Raw genomic sequence first — 14179 nt, forward strand, 5'->3', positions numbered from 1 at the left:
TGGCGGCCAAGGCGATCGGATATGAAGCGGCATTGGTCGGATCCGGTGCGGTCTGAACTTTCGACCTTATGCGATGCCGCGATACAGATCGGCAAGGGCCAGCGTGACGCCGAGGCCGGTGAGAGGCAAGGTTTCCTCGCGTCCGACGATCATCTCCGGCTTGGCGAAAGCCCCTTCCTCGTCCCGGCTCCACAGCCAGACGCGGGGCTCGTCCTGGGCCAGGACGAGGTAGTGCGAAAGCGATGGGATCGCGGTGTATTCCTCGGCCTTTTCGCCGAAATCGACGGCAAGCGAGGAGGGCGAGAGGATTTCCGCCAAGAGAACCGGCGCGCGGGCGGCAAGGTCCGAACCGCTGCCGCCGGCCCGGTCGACGAAGACGTCGGGGTAGCGAATCCCGGCGGGCGTTTTCACGGCGAAATCCGCCGAGCCGATGTCGAAGGCGGCGAGGTCGAGCTTTGCAGCTAGCGCGACGATGACCGCGGATGCCAACTTGGCGTGGTTTCGCGATACGTTGACCATCATCTCGACGATCCTCCCCCGCACGAATTCGCGCTTTCCCTCGCGCCCCTCGTTCCAGCGCAGGAAGTCGTCCGCCGTTTTGATGGCCGATGCCTGGATATTCATGGTCGTCATGATAGAGCCGAACAGGTCTTCGATGAAGGCCAAATCCATCAGGTGGTTTTGGAGCGGCAATGGCGAGCGAAGCGGCGCAACGACGGACGATCGAGGCCGGCGATCTGACGGTCGCCTATCGCGATGCCGCGGCGGCCACCGAGACGGGCGCCCCGCCCCTGCTGCTGTTGCATGGCGCGGTCCAGACCAAGGCGGTGTGGTCGGCGCAGATTCCGGCGCTATCGCAGTCTCGGCGGATCGTCGCCCCCGATTTCCGCGGCCACGGTGAAACGCGCGGCGATATCGGCAGTCTCTCGGTGGAAACCCTCGCCGAGGACGGATTCCGGTTCCTCGACGCGCTGGGCATCGATCGCGTGTCGCTCGGCGGAGTGTCGCTTGGCGGTATGGTGGCACTGGAGATGGCGGCGCGACAGCCCGAGCGAATCGAAGCGCTGATCCTCGCCGACACGCCGCTCGCGCTGTCGCTGCACGGCCCGGTGCGATCGATCCTGGAAGCACTGGGGCCGCAGCGCATCCTGTCGCTGCTGTTCCGGCTTTTCGGCCAGCGCCGCACCGCGCGGCTGGGTATCGCCTCGGTTCGGGCGGCATTCGGGAAAAAATGGGTGGGAGCCGACGCAGAACGACACTTCATCGCGGGCTTCGCCACCATGCCGCCGGCGGCGATTCTCGCGACCTACGAGGCGATCGTGGCGGCGGACCCGGCGGCAATCCGCGCGCTCGACATTCCTTGTCTGGTCATTCTGGGAGATGACGAAGTGTCGCTGGTGGTCGACCACGCCGCCGAAATCGCACGGCGGATCGGCCGCGCCGACATCGTCCGCGTTAACGGCGGCCATGTCGCCAATCTCGATGCGCCGGAGGCATTCAACGAGGCGGTGGTCAGGTTTCTGGAAGAATTGCCCCCCGGATCGACACAATCCCGTTGAGGGGAACCTCCCTGCTTCACGTGAAACATTTCCGAGGCGGTCAGCCCGCTCCTTGCAGGACCTTCAGCGCTTCCCGCGCATCGATTCGCCCGTCATAGAGCGCGCGGCCGGAGATCGCGCCTTCGAGCTTGTGGGCGTCGGGCATGGTCAGCCGCACCACGTCGGCGAGCGAGGCAAGACCGCCGGACGCGATGACGGGAATGGACATGGCCTCCGCCAGATCGATGGTGGAGCCCCAGTTGATGCCGGCCAGCACGCCATCCCGGTCGATGTCGGTGTAGATGATCGCGGCAACGCCCGCGTCCTCGAACCGCCGGGCCAGATCGACGGCCGTCAGCGCGGACGTTTCCGCCCAGCCCTCCACGGCGACCTTGCCGCCCTTGGCGTCGATGCCGACGGCGATGCGGCCGGGAAAGCTGCGCGCGGCCTGTTTCACGAGATCCGGATCGCGCACCGCGACGGTGCCGAGGATCACCCGCGCCAGACCCTTCTCCAGCCAGCGTTCGATGTCCGCCAGCGTCCGGATGCCGCCGCCGAGCTGAATGTTCATGTCGGCGCCGACGGCCGCGACGATGGCTTCCACCGCGCCGCCATTGACGGCCTTGCCCTCGAAGGCGCCGTTGAGGTCGACCACGTGCAGGTGGGAAAAGCCGGCGTCGCGAAAGTCTCGCGCCTGCGCGGCCGGGTCGGCGTTGTAGACCGTTGCCTCGTCCATGAGGCCGAGCTTGAGGCGCACGCAAGCGCCGTCCTTGAGATCGATGGCGGGAAAGAGAATGGGCAAGGGTTTCAAGGCGTCCATTGGAGGAAATTGCCGATGAGAGCCAGACCGAATCTCTGGCTCTTTTCGGGGTGAAACTGGGTGCCGGCCTTGTTGCCGCTGGCGACGATCGCGGTGACCGGGCCACCATAGTCGGTCGTGGCGACGACATCGGCTTCGTTCGTCGCGGCGAGCTGATAGGAATGCACGAAATAGGCGTGCAGCCCGTCGTCGCCGGTCGCGATTCCGGCGAGCAGCGGGTGCGCATGTCTCACGTGAATCGTGTTCCAGCCGATCTGCGGGAGTTTCAGCGACGGATCGGACGGCAGCATCTTCTCGACGTCGCCGGCGATCCAGCCGAGCCCCGGCGTGATGGTCTTTTCGAGCCCGCGCGAGGCCATCAGCTGCATGCCGACGCAGATACCGAGAAACGGACGCGCCTTGGCTTCCACCGCCTCGCGCAGCGCCGCGACCATGCCGGGCACAGCGTCGAGCCCAGCCCGGCAATCGGCGAAGGCGCCGACGCCCGGCAGGACGATCCGGTCCGCCGACCGCACGGCCTCGGGGTCGGCAGTGAGCAGGATCTCGGCCTCGATGCCGGCCTCGCGGGCGGCTCGCTCGAAGGCCTTCGTCGCTGAGTGCAGATTGCCCGAGCCATAGTCGATGATCGCGATACGCTGCATTATCGCGTCCCCGTCGTGCCGAAGAATCCGCCGGTGCGGGCCGGCGCTGGTCTGTGGCGCTCGGCCGTCCACGAAGCGGCGGCGAGCGCTGGCTGTGCTGCCGGGGCGGCGAGCGGCCGGCGACCGCCGCCATAATATGTGAGTTCGGCCTCCGCCAGATCGGCGGCCTGGAACGCGGCGACCTCGCGCCAGCCCTTGCGCCGATAACGCGCGGCGCGAAGGCTCGGTCCCTCCAGCGCGATCAGAAGGCCGAGCAGGAACTGCAGGACGGCCGCCGTCAGGTCGAAGCCCTGCTCGCCGAGCATGGTGATGGCGAAGGACAGCGCCAGCGCGGCGATCCCCGCCAGCCAGAGGCGGTAGCGGAAAAGCCACAGGAAGGTGAACAGCAACGCCCAGAACGAGAACGCGTCGCGCACGAACACCGCGTCCTTCGCGCCGTCGCTTTCCGGTGGTTCAAAGACGATGAAACGGGTCAGCGCCATGGTCGTCCCGATCGCGTTGCCCGGCTCACGCCAGCGTGCCCTTGGTCGACGGGACGAGGTCGGCCTGGCGCGGATCGATCGCCACCGCGTCGCCGAGAACGCGCGCCACCGCCTTGAAGCAGGTCTCGGCGATGTGATGGGCGTTGGCCCCGGCCAGATTGGTGACGTGCAGCGTCACGCCGGCATTCTGGGCCAGCGCCTGGAAGAATTCGCGCACCAGCTCGGTGTCGAAGCCGCCGATCTTGTCGCGGGTGAAATCGGCCGAAAACACCAGGAACGGCCGGCCCGACACGTCGATCGCCGCGCGCGTCAGGCACTCGTCCATGGCCAGATCCAGCGAGGCGTAGCGGCGGATGCCGCGCCGCTCGCCGAGCGCTTGTCTGATCGCCTGGCCGAGCGCGATGCCGGTGTCCTCCACCGTGTGGTGATCGTCGATGTGGAGGTCGCCCTTGGCGGCGACGTCCATGTCGATCAGCGAATGGCGCGAGAGTTGTTCCAGCATGTGGTCGAAGAAGCCGACACCGGTCGCGATCGTCGACCGGCCGGTGCCGTCGAGATCGACGCGCACGCGGATGGCGGTTTCCTTGGTCTTTCTCTCGACGACGGCGTCGCGCCGTCCGGCTGTCTCGCCCATTTGCTGTCACCTTCTCGCGGATGTCGCCCGGCTTCTAGCACCGGGGCCGTGGCCCTGTCATGGGGGGCATGCCGGAGAGCGCCGCACATTCCCTTTGCAATCTCGTAGATTGGCACCTCGGTTCTCTATCAGCGCGCACTATTGAAAAACCCAACATGTTGGGTTAAATGCTTTCATGGTTACTGTCCTGCGTTCCCTCGGGCTGCGCGTCGTTATCTACCTCAACGATCACGAACCGGCGCACGTCCATGTCTACGGCGATGGGCAGGCCCGTATCCATCTGACCGGCGCACGGCCGATGGTGATCGAGCAAAGGCGCATGACCAGGGGCGAATTGCGCAAAGCGCTGGCGCTGGTGGCGGAACACCAGGCAGCGCTGCTCCGGCGGTGGGAGGAGATTCATGGCTGAGTTCGAACTGACAGATGCCGAGTACGACGCAGCGACGCGGCGCGGCAAGCAAGCGGGCGCCGGGCAGCCGCAGCCGGTTTCGGTCCACTACGATGCGGAAACCGGCCGGGTCGTCGTGGAATTTCTCAACGGAGCCGCTTTCATGGTCCCGGCCCGGTCCCTTCAGGGGCTCGAAAAGGCGTCGGATGCCGATCTGGCGGATGTCGAAATTCTCGGAGACGACGGCCTCCATTGGGAACGGCTCGACGCCGACTTCACCATTGCCGGCGTGATGGCCGGGGTGTTCGGAACACGCTCCTTCGTCGATGTGGCACGGAAAGGCGGCAAGGTCCGGAGCGCCGCCAAGATCGCCGCATCCCGGGCGAACGGCGCCAAGGGCGGTCGGCCGCGCAAGGCGGCTGGGTGACCCCCCACTTGGCAATTCCTTTTGCCGGGTCCACATGGGACGCGGATGAAAAGGACGCGACCATGAGCATTGAGAACCACGACCCGGTGCAGATGTACGGCACCACCATCGTCACTGTCCGCAAGGGCGGCAAGGTGGTGATCGCCGGCGACGGCCAGGTGTCGCTTGGCAACACCGTGATGAAGGGCAACGCCAGGAAAGTCCGCCGCATCGGCAAGGACGGCGCTGTGATTGCCGGCTTCGCCGGTGCCACGGCCGACGCCTTCACGCTGCTGGAGCGGCTGGAGGCCAAGCTCGAGCAATATCCCGACCAGCTGATGCGCGCCTGCGTCGAGCTCGCCAAGGACTGGCGCACTGACCGCTATCTGAGGCGTCTCGAGGCGATGATGATCGTCGCCGACAAACACGTCACGCTGACGCTAACCGGCAATGGCGACGTGCTGGAGCCTGAGCATGGCGTCATCGCCATCGGCTCGGGCGGCAATTACGCGCTCGCCGCCGCGCGCGCACTGGCCGAGACCGATTACGACGCCGAGGAGATCGCCCGCCGGGCGATGAAGATCGCCGCCGAAATCTGCATCTACACCAACGACAATGTGGTGGTTGAGAGCCTCGACACGGCGGGGTGAAGGTCGCCGGGATCGGGGCCACAGCCCGCCCGCTCGGCTGCTGGTGCAGCGATCAACCCATGAAAAAAGCCCGCGACGATCGCTCGTCGCGGGCTTTTCTGACTCACGTGGAACGGCCCGCGCCCGAGGGCGCGGACTGTGACGGCCGTAGAGCCTATTCCTCGTCGCCGCGTCCCTTCAGGGCCGCGCCGAGAATGTCGCCGAGCGAAGCGCCCGAGTCGGTCGAACCGAACTGCGCGACGGCTTCCTTTTCTTCGGCGATCTGCAGCGCCNCGCCGAGAATGTCGCCGAGCGAAGCGCCCGAGTCGGTCGAACCGAACTGCGCGACGGCTTCCTTTTCTTCGGCGATCTGCAGCGCCTTGATCGACACGCCGACGCGGCGCGCCTTCTTGTCGAACTGCGTGACGCGGGCGTCGATCTTCTGGCCGACCGAGTAACGCTCGGGGCGCTGCTCGTCGCGGTCACGGGCGATATCCGACCGGCGGATGAAGGAGGTGAGATCGGTATCGACGATCTTCACTTCCAGACCGCCGTCCTTCACCTCGGTGACCTCGCAGGTGACCACGGCGCCGCGGCGCACGTCGCCGGCTTCCGCCGCCTCGACGAACGGATCGCCGCCAACCTGCTTCATGCCCAGCGAGATGCGCTCCTTGTCGATATCGACGTCGAGCACCTGCGCCTTGACCATGTCGCCCTTGTTGAACTCCTCGATCACCTGTTCGCCCGGACGGTTCCAGTCGAGGTCGGAGAGGTGAACCATGCCGTCGACATCGCCGTCGAGTCCGATGAACAGGCCGAACTCGGTCTTGTTCTTGACCTCGCCCTCGACGATCGTGCCGATCGGGAACTGGTCGCGGAACGACTCCCAAGGATTGGAGAGCGTCTGCTTGAGACCGAGCGAGATGCGACGCTTGTTCGGGTCGACCTCGAGAACCACGACCTCGACCTCTTCCGAGGTGGAGAGGATCTTGCCCGGATGGACGTTCTTCTTCGTCCAGGACATCTCGGAGACGTGGATGAGCCCCTCGATGCCCGGCTCCAGCTCGACGAACGCGCCGTAATCGGTGATGTTCGTCACGCGGCCGGTGACCTTGACGCCCATCGGATACTTGACGCCGATGCCGTCCCAAGGATCGGCCTCGAGCTGCTTCATGCCCAGCGAGATGCGGTGCGTCTCCTGGTTGATCCGGATGATCTGGACCTTCACAGTCTGGCCGATCTGCAGGATCTCGGTCGGATGGTTGACGCGGCGCCAGGCCATGTCGGTCACATGCAACAGGCCGTCGATGCCACCGAGGTCGACGAAGGCGCCGTAGTCGGTGATGTTCTTGACGATGCCGTCGACGGTCTGACCCTCTTCGAGGTTCTGGACGATCTCGGAGCGCTGCTCCGCCCGGCTCTCTTCGAGGACGGTGCGGCGCGAGACGACGATGTTGCCGCGGCGCTTGTCCATCTTGAGGATCTGGAAGGGCTGCGGCGTGTTCATCAGCGGCGTGACGTCGCGGATCGGCCGGATGTCGACCTGGGAGCGCGGCAGGAAGGCAACGGCACCGTCGAGGTCGACGGTGAAGCCACCCTTGACCTGGTTGAAGATCTGGCCTTCGACCTTTTCACCAGCTTCGAACTGCTTCTCGAGCTTGACCCAGCTTTCCTCGCGGCGCGCCTTGTCGCGCGACAAGACGGCTTCGCCCAGCGCGTTCTCGATGCGCTCGACATAGATCTCGACGACGTCGCCGACCTTGAGATCGCTCTCCTTGCCCTTGACGCTGAATTCCTTGAGGGCGACGCGGCCTTCGACCTTCAGGCCGGCATCGATGACGGCCATGTCCTTTTCGATCGCGACGACGGTGCCCTTGACCACGGCGCCTTCGGCGACGTCCTGTTCATGGAACGAGGCTTCGAGCAGCGAGGCGAAATCTTCGCGGGACGGGTTTAAGTTAGACATTCCTACTCCTTGGGAACTCTCCCACTATCCGTGGGAAAGCGGCGCGCCGTGGGGCGAAGGCCCCGGGTCAGACATTGCGTTTCGCCCGATGTCGCGGTCCGGCCCATCCCGAAAACGGGAGAGGCCCGGAGCGGTTTCGCCGTTGCGGCACCGCGCCGTTCGGCGCGCAAGACCGCGGCCGGGCAGGATTGATCGAAGCATGGCGGGCCGTGGAGATATCCGGTGCCGAAAAAATCAGGCGGAGGACAAGCCGTTGGCCGATAGCCGAAAAGGGCGTGCCTTCTTACGAACGGCCGCCCCTACACTCCGCTCCGTCAGGCCAGGGACCGGTCGATGATCGCGCAGGCCGCACGGAACGCCGTTTCTATATCCAATTCGCTGGTATCCAGCAAGTGCGCGTCGGTCGCCGGTTTCAACGGCGCGACGCTGCGCCCGGCGTCGCGCGCGTCGCGCTCGCGGACTTCGGCGAGAATCCGCTCATAGGCGACGTCGCGGCCCTTGGCGGCGAGTTCGTCGGTCCGCCGACGCGCCCGGACCTCGGCCGAGGCGGTGACGAAGATCTTCACTCGCGCGTTCGGGCAGATCACCGTGCCGATGTCGCGCCCGTCGAGCACCGCGCCTTCCGGCCGCGACGCGAAATTGCGCTGAAACGCGGTCAGGGCCGACCGGACTTGCGGATGCACGGCGACGCGCGAGGCGAGTTCCCCGGCTTCGCGGCCGCGCAGGCTGCCGTCGTCGAGATGCGATGTATCGAGCCGCTCGGCGATCGGCCCCACCGCCGCGGCGTCGTCGAGGTCGATGCCGCAATCGTCAGCGAGCTTGCCGATGGCGCGGTAGAGCAGGCCGGTGTCGAGATAAGGCAGGTCGTAATGCTCCGCCAGCCGCTTGGCGAGAGTGCCCTTGCCGGCGGCCGCGGGTCCGTCGATGGCAATCGTCAGTGGCTCGGTCATGGGGCGTGATCCGTGTTGGACGGCAGGTCCGGCTCGATTTCGGGAACCGGCGGGTCGAGAGCGAGGGTGCCGCGCGCGTCCAGCACCAGCAGGATCGCGGCGACGACGGCGCCGAGCAGAAACGGGGCGGCGACCATGAACAGGATCAGCTCGAGTTCGCCGATCCAGCGGGCGACGCGCAGCGCGAAATCGATAACGCCACTGCCGGTGTCGAAGAGCCCCGGCGGTGCGATCTCGCCGCGCAGCGCCAGCCGCTCGGCGGCGCCCTTTTCGGTCTGATAGATCACCGCGATCACGCCGCAGAAGGCCAGGAAGGCGGGCATCGGCAAAAGCGCGGCCAGACGGCTGCCGAGCGTCCCCGACCGCGCCCGAAGATGTCGCGCGCGATAGCGGCCGTAGATGAAGGCGACCGGCGAGAAGAACACGATGGCGAAGATCGCCGCGATCATGCGCGGTTCGCCTTCTCGCGCCGGACGCCGATCTTGACATGGTTCAACGCCGCATAGGGCGGGCGCTCGAAGATTGCCGGTTCGTCGAGAAAGGCGAGCAGCATATCGAACGCGTCAACGCCCCAGAAGACCGGTCCCGCCGCCCCGTCCGCATCGTAAGGCACGAAGCTCGGAACGCCGAAGACGCCGGCGGCGAGGGCGTCTTCGGTATTCGCCCTCAGCGCGGCCTTCGAGGCTTCCGCCGTGGCGAGGGCCGGATCGAGACCCAGCCGCTCCGCCAGCGCCGTTACGCCGTCCGGCGTGTCGACGGGCTCGCCTTGCGAAAACACGAAATCGAAGGCGCCGCGCACCGTTGCCAGATCCGCGCCCGCGCCGTCATGGGCGCCTGCCAGGAGGCGCAGCGCGGCCAGCGGGTTGAAGGGGTGGCGCGGCGGAAACACCGTCTCACGGCCCAGCGTCGCCCCGAGAAACACCGCCTGGCGATAGGTATGCAGACGCTTGGCTTCGATTTCGGCCGGTCCGAGCTGGCCATGATGGGCCAGCACCGCGCCGAACAGGATTGCGCGCGGCCGCACCGCGACATCCGTCGGCAGGTCGGGCAGCCGCGCCAGAACGATATGGGCATAGGGCGACAGGAGATCGTAATAAAAGTCGAGCCGGCGTGTCATCGCTAGGCCTCCGGCGTCTCGATTTGCGCCCCGAGGCCCGTCATCATCGCCTCGAATTCGGGAAAGCTGGTGGCGATCATGCGCCCGTCATCGACGGTCACGGACTTCTCGCAGGCCATGCCGAGAACCAGAAAGCTCATGGCGATGCGGTGGTCGAGATGGGTGGCGACAGTGCCGCCGCCATAATTGCGCCCCTCGGGATCGCCGGTCACGGTCAGCCAGTCGGCGCCTTCCTCGTGGACGATGCCATTAGCGGCGAGCCCGGCGGCCACGGCGGCCAGCCGGTCGCTCTCCTTGATGCGCAATTCGTCGAGTCCGCGCATCACCGTCGTGCCCTTGGCGAAGGCGGCGGCGATCGCCAGCACCGGATATTCGTCGATCATCGACGGCGCGCGTGCTTCCGGCACCTCGATTGCAGTCAGTTCGGAATGGCGCACATTAAGGTCGGCGACGTCCTCGCCGCCGGCAACGCGCCGGTTCACGATTTCGATCGCGGCGCCCATGTCGACGAGCGTCTCGATCAGGCCGGTGCGGGTCGGGTTCATCAGGACGTTTTCGATGGTGACGTCCGAGCCCGGCACGATCAGCGCAGCGACGATCGGAAAGCCGGCCGAGGACGGATCGCCCGGCACGACGAAATCGGTAACGCCCGTGAGTGGGCCCTGGCCTTCGAGGCGGATATGCCGCACCCCGGCCGCGTCCGTCTCGACCGCGATCGTCGCGCCGAAGCCTTGCAGCATCTTTTCAGTGTGGTCGCGGGTCATCACCGGTTCGACCACGGTGGTGATTCCCGGCGCGTTCAGGCCGGCGAGGAGGACCGCGGACTTCACCTGCGCCGAGGCCATCGGCACCCGGTATTCGATCGGCGCGGCGACGCGGGACCCGCGAATCGACAGCGGCAGCCGGTCGCCCGAACGCGCTACCACTTGCGTTCCCATCAGCCGCAGCGGATCCAGCACCCGGCCCATCGGCCGCTTCGACAGCGACGCGTCGCCGACGAAGGTGGTGGCGAAGTCGTAGGTGCCGACGAGGCCCATGGTCAGCCGCGCGCCGGTGCCGGCATTGCCGAAATCCAGAACGCCCTCCGGCTCCAGCAGGCAGCCATTGCCAACGCCGTGGACCACAAAGGCATCGCCCTCCTTGGCGATCAGCGCGCCCATCGCCCGCATGGCGTTGCCGGTGGCGATCACGTCCTCGCCTTCGAGAAGCCCGGTGATCCGGGTCGTGCCGGCGGCGATCCCGCCGAACAGGAAGGCGCGATGGGAGATCGACTTGTCGCCCGGCACTGTCGTTCGGCCGGTCAGCCCGCCGGTCTTGCGAGCGCTGATCGGCCGTGGCGTCGCCGTTGCATGCATGTCTCTGGTCCCGTCTTTTTCCGGCTTCGCGTGCCTGACTTCGATCGCCTGGCAGCGGCGCGCTCTTTCTGTCGCCGTAATCGGGCTTTGACAAGGGCCGGACGAGGCCGTAAGGGACCAACCGATTTTCATCGGAGCGGAATTGCGGCAATCAGACAGCCGGCCACCTCTTCGCGGCCGCAAGGCCGCGGCGGTGACCGGCCGGATCGCGCGGCCCCTTCCTACCGAGAGCGACCTGGGCGGACGCGGACGCGCCGACCCCAATCGACGACGAGGCAATGATGGCGAAATCCGAACTCGGCACCAAGCGGACCGACCCAGAGACGGGCCGCAAATTCTACGATCTGGGCAAGGATCCGATCGTCTCCCCCTATACGGGCAAATCCTATCCGCTCTCTTTCTTCGAGGTCGAGCCGACGCGCGGCTCCGTGCCGAAGGAGAAGGTGAAGCCGAAACCGAAGGCCGCGGTCGAGGATGAGGAAGAGGAGGAGACGGTCGAGGTCGAGGGGACCGAGAACACGGTCTCTCTCACCGACGTCGAGGAGGAGGAGGAATCCACCTCCGGCAAGTCCGATCTGCCGGACGTCGACGCGACGGACGACGAGGACGACAGCGACGACAACGACACCTTCCTGGCGACCGACGACGACGATGACGATGACGACGACGTCGCCGACATCATCGGCGGCAGCCGGGACGACGACGACGATTGATCGCGACGGGCAAGACGGCGCGGTCGATTGATCGTCCGCGCCGCGCCCGCGGCTCGTCGAAATTCGCTTGATCTTCGCGGCGGGCTTGATTAAGAACCCGCCGATACCGACGCGGGCCGCACCCAGGGCTCGCCGACAGTTCGCCGGTTGTCGGCGGCGTGGGGCCATAGCTCAGCTGGGAGAGCGCTACAATGGCATTGTAGAGGTCAGCGGTTCGATCCCGCTTGGCTCCACCAAATTCCTTCCAAGACACTGATATCTCTTGGAGCCCCTGCTCATCAGCACTTTGACATCGCTCGTGCATCACAAACGTGGTACACAGGAGCATGAAAAACGTGTCCGAAACCAACCGCCTCCTGAAGCGAAAGAACGTCTGGTACTACCGTCGAAGGGTGCCGCTGCCGCTCGTCTCGAAGATCGGCAAAAAATTCATTCAGGTCAGCCTCGAAACATCGAGCTTGGCAGAGGCGAAGAAGCGGAGAACGGTCCGCGACCTCGAATGGGATACGCGCTTCGATGCGTTCGAGAACGGCGGTGACGATCCGGTGGCTGGAGATGTCGCCGACAAGCCCGAGGTCCCACTCGTCGATCTCGTTCGCCGATACGTCAATCGCATCGACCACCATTCCGCCCAACGCTTGCTGGCTGACGGTCCCGCCGATTTGGCCGAGCAGCGGGCCATGCGGATGGACAACGAGCTTGAACTTCAGGCGTTGACCACGCCGGACGATCCGCACGTCGCCGAGTGGGTCTATCATGCCGAACGCCGGATGCTGGAAGACGTGAACGTCGCAGTCGCCGACAGCCTGTCAGCTTCGCAATCCGCCGAAATCGTCAGGCGGGGCCTGGTCGAGATCGCCCGCCGGAAGGCAGCCCGCCTTCACGATGATTTTTCGAAGAAGCACTTCGATCACCTCTTCGACCCCGACCGCCCAATGGAAGTCCTGTTCGGTGACCTCGCCAAGCAGCATTTGGCGATGAAGTTGGAGGAGGCGGAAGCGAACACGCAGTCCTCGAAATGGGTCGAGAAGGTCACCGCGCATGTCGCCCTCATCCGGGAAATCGTCGGCGACAAGAAGCCTGTCAGCGCGATCGACTTCGATGAAAGCCTGCGGGTTCGCAGCATCATCGCCCAGCTTCCCTCGAACCGATCGAAATTCTACCCCAAACTCTCGATCGAGAAGGCAATTCAGCAAGGCAAGAAGGATGGTCGTGCGACGATGGCATTCATCACCCAGACCGACTACCTCCGGACCTTCAAGGACATCCTCGATCTCGGGTACCTGAAGCGTCTTTTGCCGAACAATCCGGCCGCAACCCTTCAGCCGTTAAAGAAGGATCAGGTCGCCCTCGACAAGAAGCGCCTGCCGTTTTCGGAGGAGCAGGTGCGATCCGTTCTGACGTCGCCTTTCTATCATCAGTGCTCACCCGGAGCGTCCAAGCCGTACAGCAAGCCAGATCGCGACTGGCGCTTCTGGCTTCCCCTGATCTGCGCGCTGATGGGAATGCGACCTTTGGAAGTCTGCCAGCTGCTCGTCGGGGATATTCAGAAAACGCCGAAGGGGACCGATTTCATCGACGTTGCTGAAACCAAGGACGACGACGATGAAAACGTCAAAACACTGAAGACATCGGCGAGCCGCCGAAAGATCCCGATCCACCCAGAGCTGCTCAAGATCGGTTTCCTAAACTTCGTCGAAGGCCGGCGTTCGATGGTGGGTGAGAACGGACGGCTGTTCGCGCATCTGAAACCCGACGCGCACGGCAATTCCGCGTCGTACCCCATGAAGCGTTTCCGCGACCACTTCCTGCCTGCTGCGATCACGCTTCAACCGCGCCAGTCATTTTACTCATTTCGGCACTCGTTCCGTGATGCGCTGAGGCGATGCGAAGCACCAGCAAGCGCTTTGAAGGCGCTCGGAGGCTGGACAGAGGCGAAGGCCGTCAGCGACCATTACGGGACCACGCATGATCCCGACCATCAGGCCCAGTGGATCGGGAAGGTCGCCTATGAGGGCCTCGACTTGACCTTCTTATACGGGACTTACTGAGGGACCCGCCGTGAGGGAGCTCGGTTACACGCCGGTGAGCGAGGGCCGGACGACTGATGCGTTGACAGCAGCCATCATCTAAGCAAGACTTTGTCCTGTGCCATGGTCATGGAGGACTAGAAGTGGCGACTGATAGCTTATGCTGTCGGGCTGCCCTCCAGCGACCGCAGTCTGACAGTGCCCTTCATGGTCGCTGGGAGGACTGACAACATGGCTAATGCTAACAAGCACAATCTGCCTTCCGATTTGTCTGAACCGCACTTGGACCGCTGCCGAGCGTTGGGCCGGAGCCCTGCGCGTTTGCAAGGGGGTCGGACTTTTCGTTGCCTCCCTTACTTGATGCCACGCTATATCGCGGGCCCCCAAATTGAAGGGGGGTGTCAAATCGCTTCGAACCGTGCCCCCCATTTCGCTTGGAATGTTGACCCCTTTGGCGACGCTGGCGCCGACATGCAAAGGGATCCGATCGGGCCCCTTTGCATGTCGTTG

At 65.2% G+C, this 14179-nt stretch carries 15 protein-coding genes, 1 tRNA gene and 2 pseudogenes; 8 read left to right on the forward strand and 10 right to left on the reverse strand.

What is annotated here, in order from left to right:
- Nucleotides 1-66: 66 nt before the first annotated feature.
- Entirely contained in the window at nucleotides 67-672 is a 606-nt protein-coding gene (locus VQ045_RS07080; protein WP_331829606.1) for a Uma2 family endonuclease, read from the reverse strand.
- 20 nt (nucleotides 673-692) lie between these two features.
- Here VQ045_RS07080 and VQ045_RS07085 point away from each other — a divergent pair, with 20 nt between their 5' ends.
- The gene (locus VQ045_RS07085; protein WP_331829607.1) at nucleotides 693-1559 is read left to right on the forward strand and encodes an alpha/beta fold hydrolase; all 867 of its coding nucleotides are present in this window, start codon (nucleotides 693-695) and stop codon (nucleotides 1557-1559) included.
- Nucleotides 1560-1599: 40 nt separating this feature from the next.
- Here the strand turns inward: VQ045_RS07085 and hisA are convergent, their stop codons facing one another.
- Genes hisA through hisB form a run of 4 tightly spaced genes read right to left on the reverse strand, consistent with a single transcriptional unit; the run spans nucleotide 1600 to nucleotide 4115 of the window.
- Nucleotides 1600-2358, reverse strand: coding sequence for a 1-(5-phosphoribosyl)-5-[(5-phosphoribosylamino)methylideneamino]imidazole-4-carboxamide isomerase (gene hisA / locus VQ045_RS07090; RefSeq protein ID WP_331829608.1), 759 nt, complete (start codon nucleotides 2356-2358; stop codon nucleotides 1600-1602).
- Nucleotides 2346-2999, reverse strand: a complete 654-nt coding sequence (gene hisH / locus VQ045_RS07095; protein ID WP_331829609.1) for an imidazole glycerol phosphate synthase subunit HisH — start codon at nucleotides 2997-2999, stop codon at nucleotides 2346-2348. Before hisH ends, hisA begins: the two co-directional genes overlap by 13 nt.
- Nucleotides 2999-3481, reverse strand: a complete 483-nt coding sequence (locus VQ045_RS07100) for a DUF2628 domain-containing protein (RefSeq protein WP_331829610.1) — start codon at nucleotides 3479-3481, stop codon at nucleotides 2999-3001. Before VQ045_RS07100 ends, hisH begins: the two co-directional genes overlap by 1 nt.
- Nucleotides 3482-3506: 25 nt before the next feature.
- The gene (hisB, locus tag VQ045_RS07105) at nucleotides 3507-4115 is read right to left on the reverse strand and encodes an imidazoleglycerol-phosphate dehydratase HisB (protein ID WP_327648612.1); all 609 of its coding nucleotides are present in this window, start codon (nucleotides 4113-4115) and stop codon (nucleotides 3507-3509) included.
- 175 nt (nucleotides 4116-4290) lie between these two features.
- On the opposite strand from hisB, the gene VQ045_RS07110 reads away from it, so the two are divergent.
- The 3 genes from VQ045_RS07110 (at nucleotide 4291) to hslV (ending at nucleotide 5559) form a co-directional block, all read left to right on the forward strand.
- Nucleotides 4291-4524 carry a DUF4160 domain-containing protein gene (locus VQ045_RS07110; protein WP_327626052.1) on the forward strand — a complete coding sequence of 78 codons (234 nt, stop codon included), beginning with the start codon at nucleotides 4291-4293 and terminating at the stop codon, nucleotides 4522-4524.
- On the forward strand, nucleotides 4517-4930 hold the full coding sequence (locus tag VQ045_RS07115; RefSeq protein ID WP_327648611.1) for a DUF2442 domain-containing protein: 414 nt from the start codon (nucleotides 4517-4519) through the stop codon (nucleotides 4928-4930). Before VQ045_RS07110 ends, VQ045_RS07115 begins: the two co-directional genes overlap by 8 nt.
- A 62-nt stretch (nucleotides 4931-4992) precedes the next feature.
- Nucleotides 4993-5559, forward strand: a complete 567-nt coding sequence (gene hslV, locus VQ045_RS07120; protein ID WP_331829611.1) for an ATP-dependent protease subunit HslV — start codon at nucleotides 4993-4995, stop codon at nucleotides 5557-5559.
- A gap of 250 nt (nucleotides 5560-5809) precedes the next feature.
- On the opposite strand, the pseudogene rpsA reads toward hslV, so the two are convergent.
- The 5 genes and pseudogenes from rpsA to aroA all read right to left on the reverse strand — a co-directional run.
- Nucleotides 5810-7504: pseudogene (gene rpsA, locus VQ045_RS07125) on the reverse strand (30S ribosomal protein S1); the annotation flags it as partial.
- 314 nt (nucleotides 7505-7818) lie between these two features.
- Complete coding sequence (gene cmk, locus VQ045_RS07130) at nucleotides 7819-8454, reverse strand: (d)CMP kinase (protein WP_327625979.1); 636 nt, start codon at nucleotides 8452-8454, stop codon at nucleotides 7819-7821.
- Complete coding sequence (locus tag VQ045_RS07135) at nucleotides 8451-8903, reverse strand: hypothetical protein (protein ID WP_331829613.1); 453 nt, start codon at nucleotides 8901-8903, stop codon at nucleotides 8451-8453. The genes cmk and VQ045_RS07135 overlap by 4 nt, the downstream gene beginning before the upstream one ends.
- On the reverse strand, nucleotides 8900-9571 hold the full coding sequence (locus VQ045_RS07140) for a 2-hydroxychromene-2-carboxylate isomerase (protein ID WP_331829614.1): 672 nt from the start codon (nucleotides 9569-9571) through the stop codon (nucleotides 8900-8902). Before VQ045_RS07140 ends, VQ045_RS07135 begins: the two co-directional genes overlap by 4 nt.
- A gap of 2 nt (nucleotides 9572-9573) precedes the next feature.
- Nucleotides 9574-10926, reverse strand: coding sequence for a 3-phosphoshikimate 1-carboxyvinyltransferase (gene aroA / locus VQ045_RS07145; protein ID WP_331829615.1), 1353 nt, complete (start codon nucleotides 10924-10926; stop codon nucleotides 9574-9576).
- A gap of 281 nt (nucleotides 10927-11207) precedes the next feature.
- Here aroA and VQ045_RS07150 point away from each other — a divergent pair, with 281 nt between their 5' ends.
- The 4 genes and pseudogenes from VQ045_RS07150 to VQ045_RS07165 all read left to right on the forward strand — a co-directional run bounded on the left by VQ045_RS07150 (nucleotide 11208) and on the right by VQ045_RS07165 (nucleotide 13690).
- On the forward strand, nucleotides 11208-11639 hold the full coding sequence (locus VQ045_RS07150) for a TIGR02300 family protein (protein WP_327625975.1): 432 nt from the start codon (nucleotides 11208-11210) through the stop codon (nucleotides 11637-11639).
- A 160-nt stretch (nucleotides 11640-11799) separates the two neighbouring features.
- Nucleotides 11800-11875 (forward strand) — tRNA-Ala (locus VQ045_RS07155).
- 90 nt (nucleotides 11876-11965) lie between these two features.
- Nucleotides 11966-12103, forward strand: a pseudogene (locus VQ045_RS21965) (DUF6538 domain-containing protein); the annotation flags it as partial.
- Nucleotides 12104-12574: 471 nt separating this feature from the next.
- Nucleotides 12575-13690: a site-specific integrase gene (locus VQ045_RS07165; protein WP_331829617.1), complete on the forward strand. Its 1116-nt coding sequence runs from the start codon at nucleotides 12575-12577 to the stop codon at nucleotides 13688-13690.
- The last annotated feature ends 489 nt before the right edge of the window (nucleotides 13691-14179 follow it).

This window comes from Aurantimonas sp. E1-2-R+4 (genome assembly GCF_036549515.1).
Classification (GTDB): domain Bacteria; phylum Pseudomonadota; class Alphaproteobacteria; order Rhizobiales; family Rhizobiaceae; genus Aurantimonas; species Aurantimonas coralicida_A.

Excerpts from the sequence above, each read along its gene's own strand:
- VQ045_RS07080 (WP_331829606.1), bottom strand. The coding sequence starts at position 672 with ATGGATTTGGCCTTCATCGAAGACCTGTTCGGCTCTATCATGACGACC.
- VQ045_RS07085 (WP_331829607.1), top strand. The coding sequence starts at position 693 with ATGGCGAGCGAAGCGGCGCAACGACGGACGATCGAGGCCGGCGATCTG.
- hisA (WP_331829608.1), bottom strand. The coding sequence starts at position 2,358 with ATGGACGCCTTGAAACCCTTGCCCATTCTCTTTCCCGCCATCGATCTC.
- hisH (WP_331829609.1), bottom strand. The coding sequence starts at position 2,999 with ATGCAGCGTATCGCGATCATCGACTATGGCTCGGGCAATCTGCACTCA.
- VQ045_RS07100 (WP_331829610.1), bottom strand. The coding sequence starts at position 3,481 with ATGGCGCTGACCCGTTTCATCGTCTTTGAACCACCGGAAAGCGACGGC.
- hisB (WP_327648612.1), bottom strand. The coding sequence starts at position 4,115 with ATGGGCGAGACAGCCGGACGGCGCGACGCCGTCGTCGAGAGAAAGACC.
- VQ045_RS07110 (WP_327626052.1), top strand. The coding sequence starts at position 4,291 with ATGGTTACTGTCCTGCGTTCCCTCGGGCTGCGCGTCGTTATCTACCTC.
- VQ045_RS07115 (WP_327648611.1), top strand. The coding sequence starts at position 4,517 with ATGGCTGAGTTCGAACTGACAGATGCCGAGTACGACGCAGCGACGCGG.
- hslV (WP_331829611.1), top strand. The coding sequence starts at position 4,993 with ATGAGCATTGAGAACCACGACCCGGTGCAGATGTACGGCACCACCATC.
- cmk (WP_327625979.1), bottom strand. The coding sequence starts at position 8,454 with ATGACCGAGCCACTGACGATTGCCATCGACGGACCCGCGGCCGCCGGC.
- VQ045_RS07135 (WP_331829613.1), bottom strand. The coding sequence starts at position 8,903 with ATGATCGCGGCGATCTTCGCCATCGTGTTCTTCTCGCCGGTCGCCTTC.
- VQ045_RS07140 (WP_331829614.1), bottom strand. The coding sequence starts at position 9,571 with ATGACACGCCGGCTCGACTTTTATTACGATCTCCTGTCGCCCTATGCC.
- aroA (WP_331829615.1), bottom strand. The coding sequence starts at position 10,926 with ATGCATGCAACGGCGACGCCACGGCCGATCAGCGCTCGCAAGACCGGC.
- VQ045_RS07150 (WP_327625975.1), top strand. The coding sequence starts at position 11,208 with ATGGCGAAATCCGAACTCGGCACCAAGCGGACCGACCCAGAGACGGGC.
- VQ045_RS07165 (WP_331829617.1), top strand. The coding sequence starts at position 12,575 with ATGGAAGTCCTGTTCGGTGACCTCGCCAAGCAGCATTTGGCGATGAAG.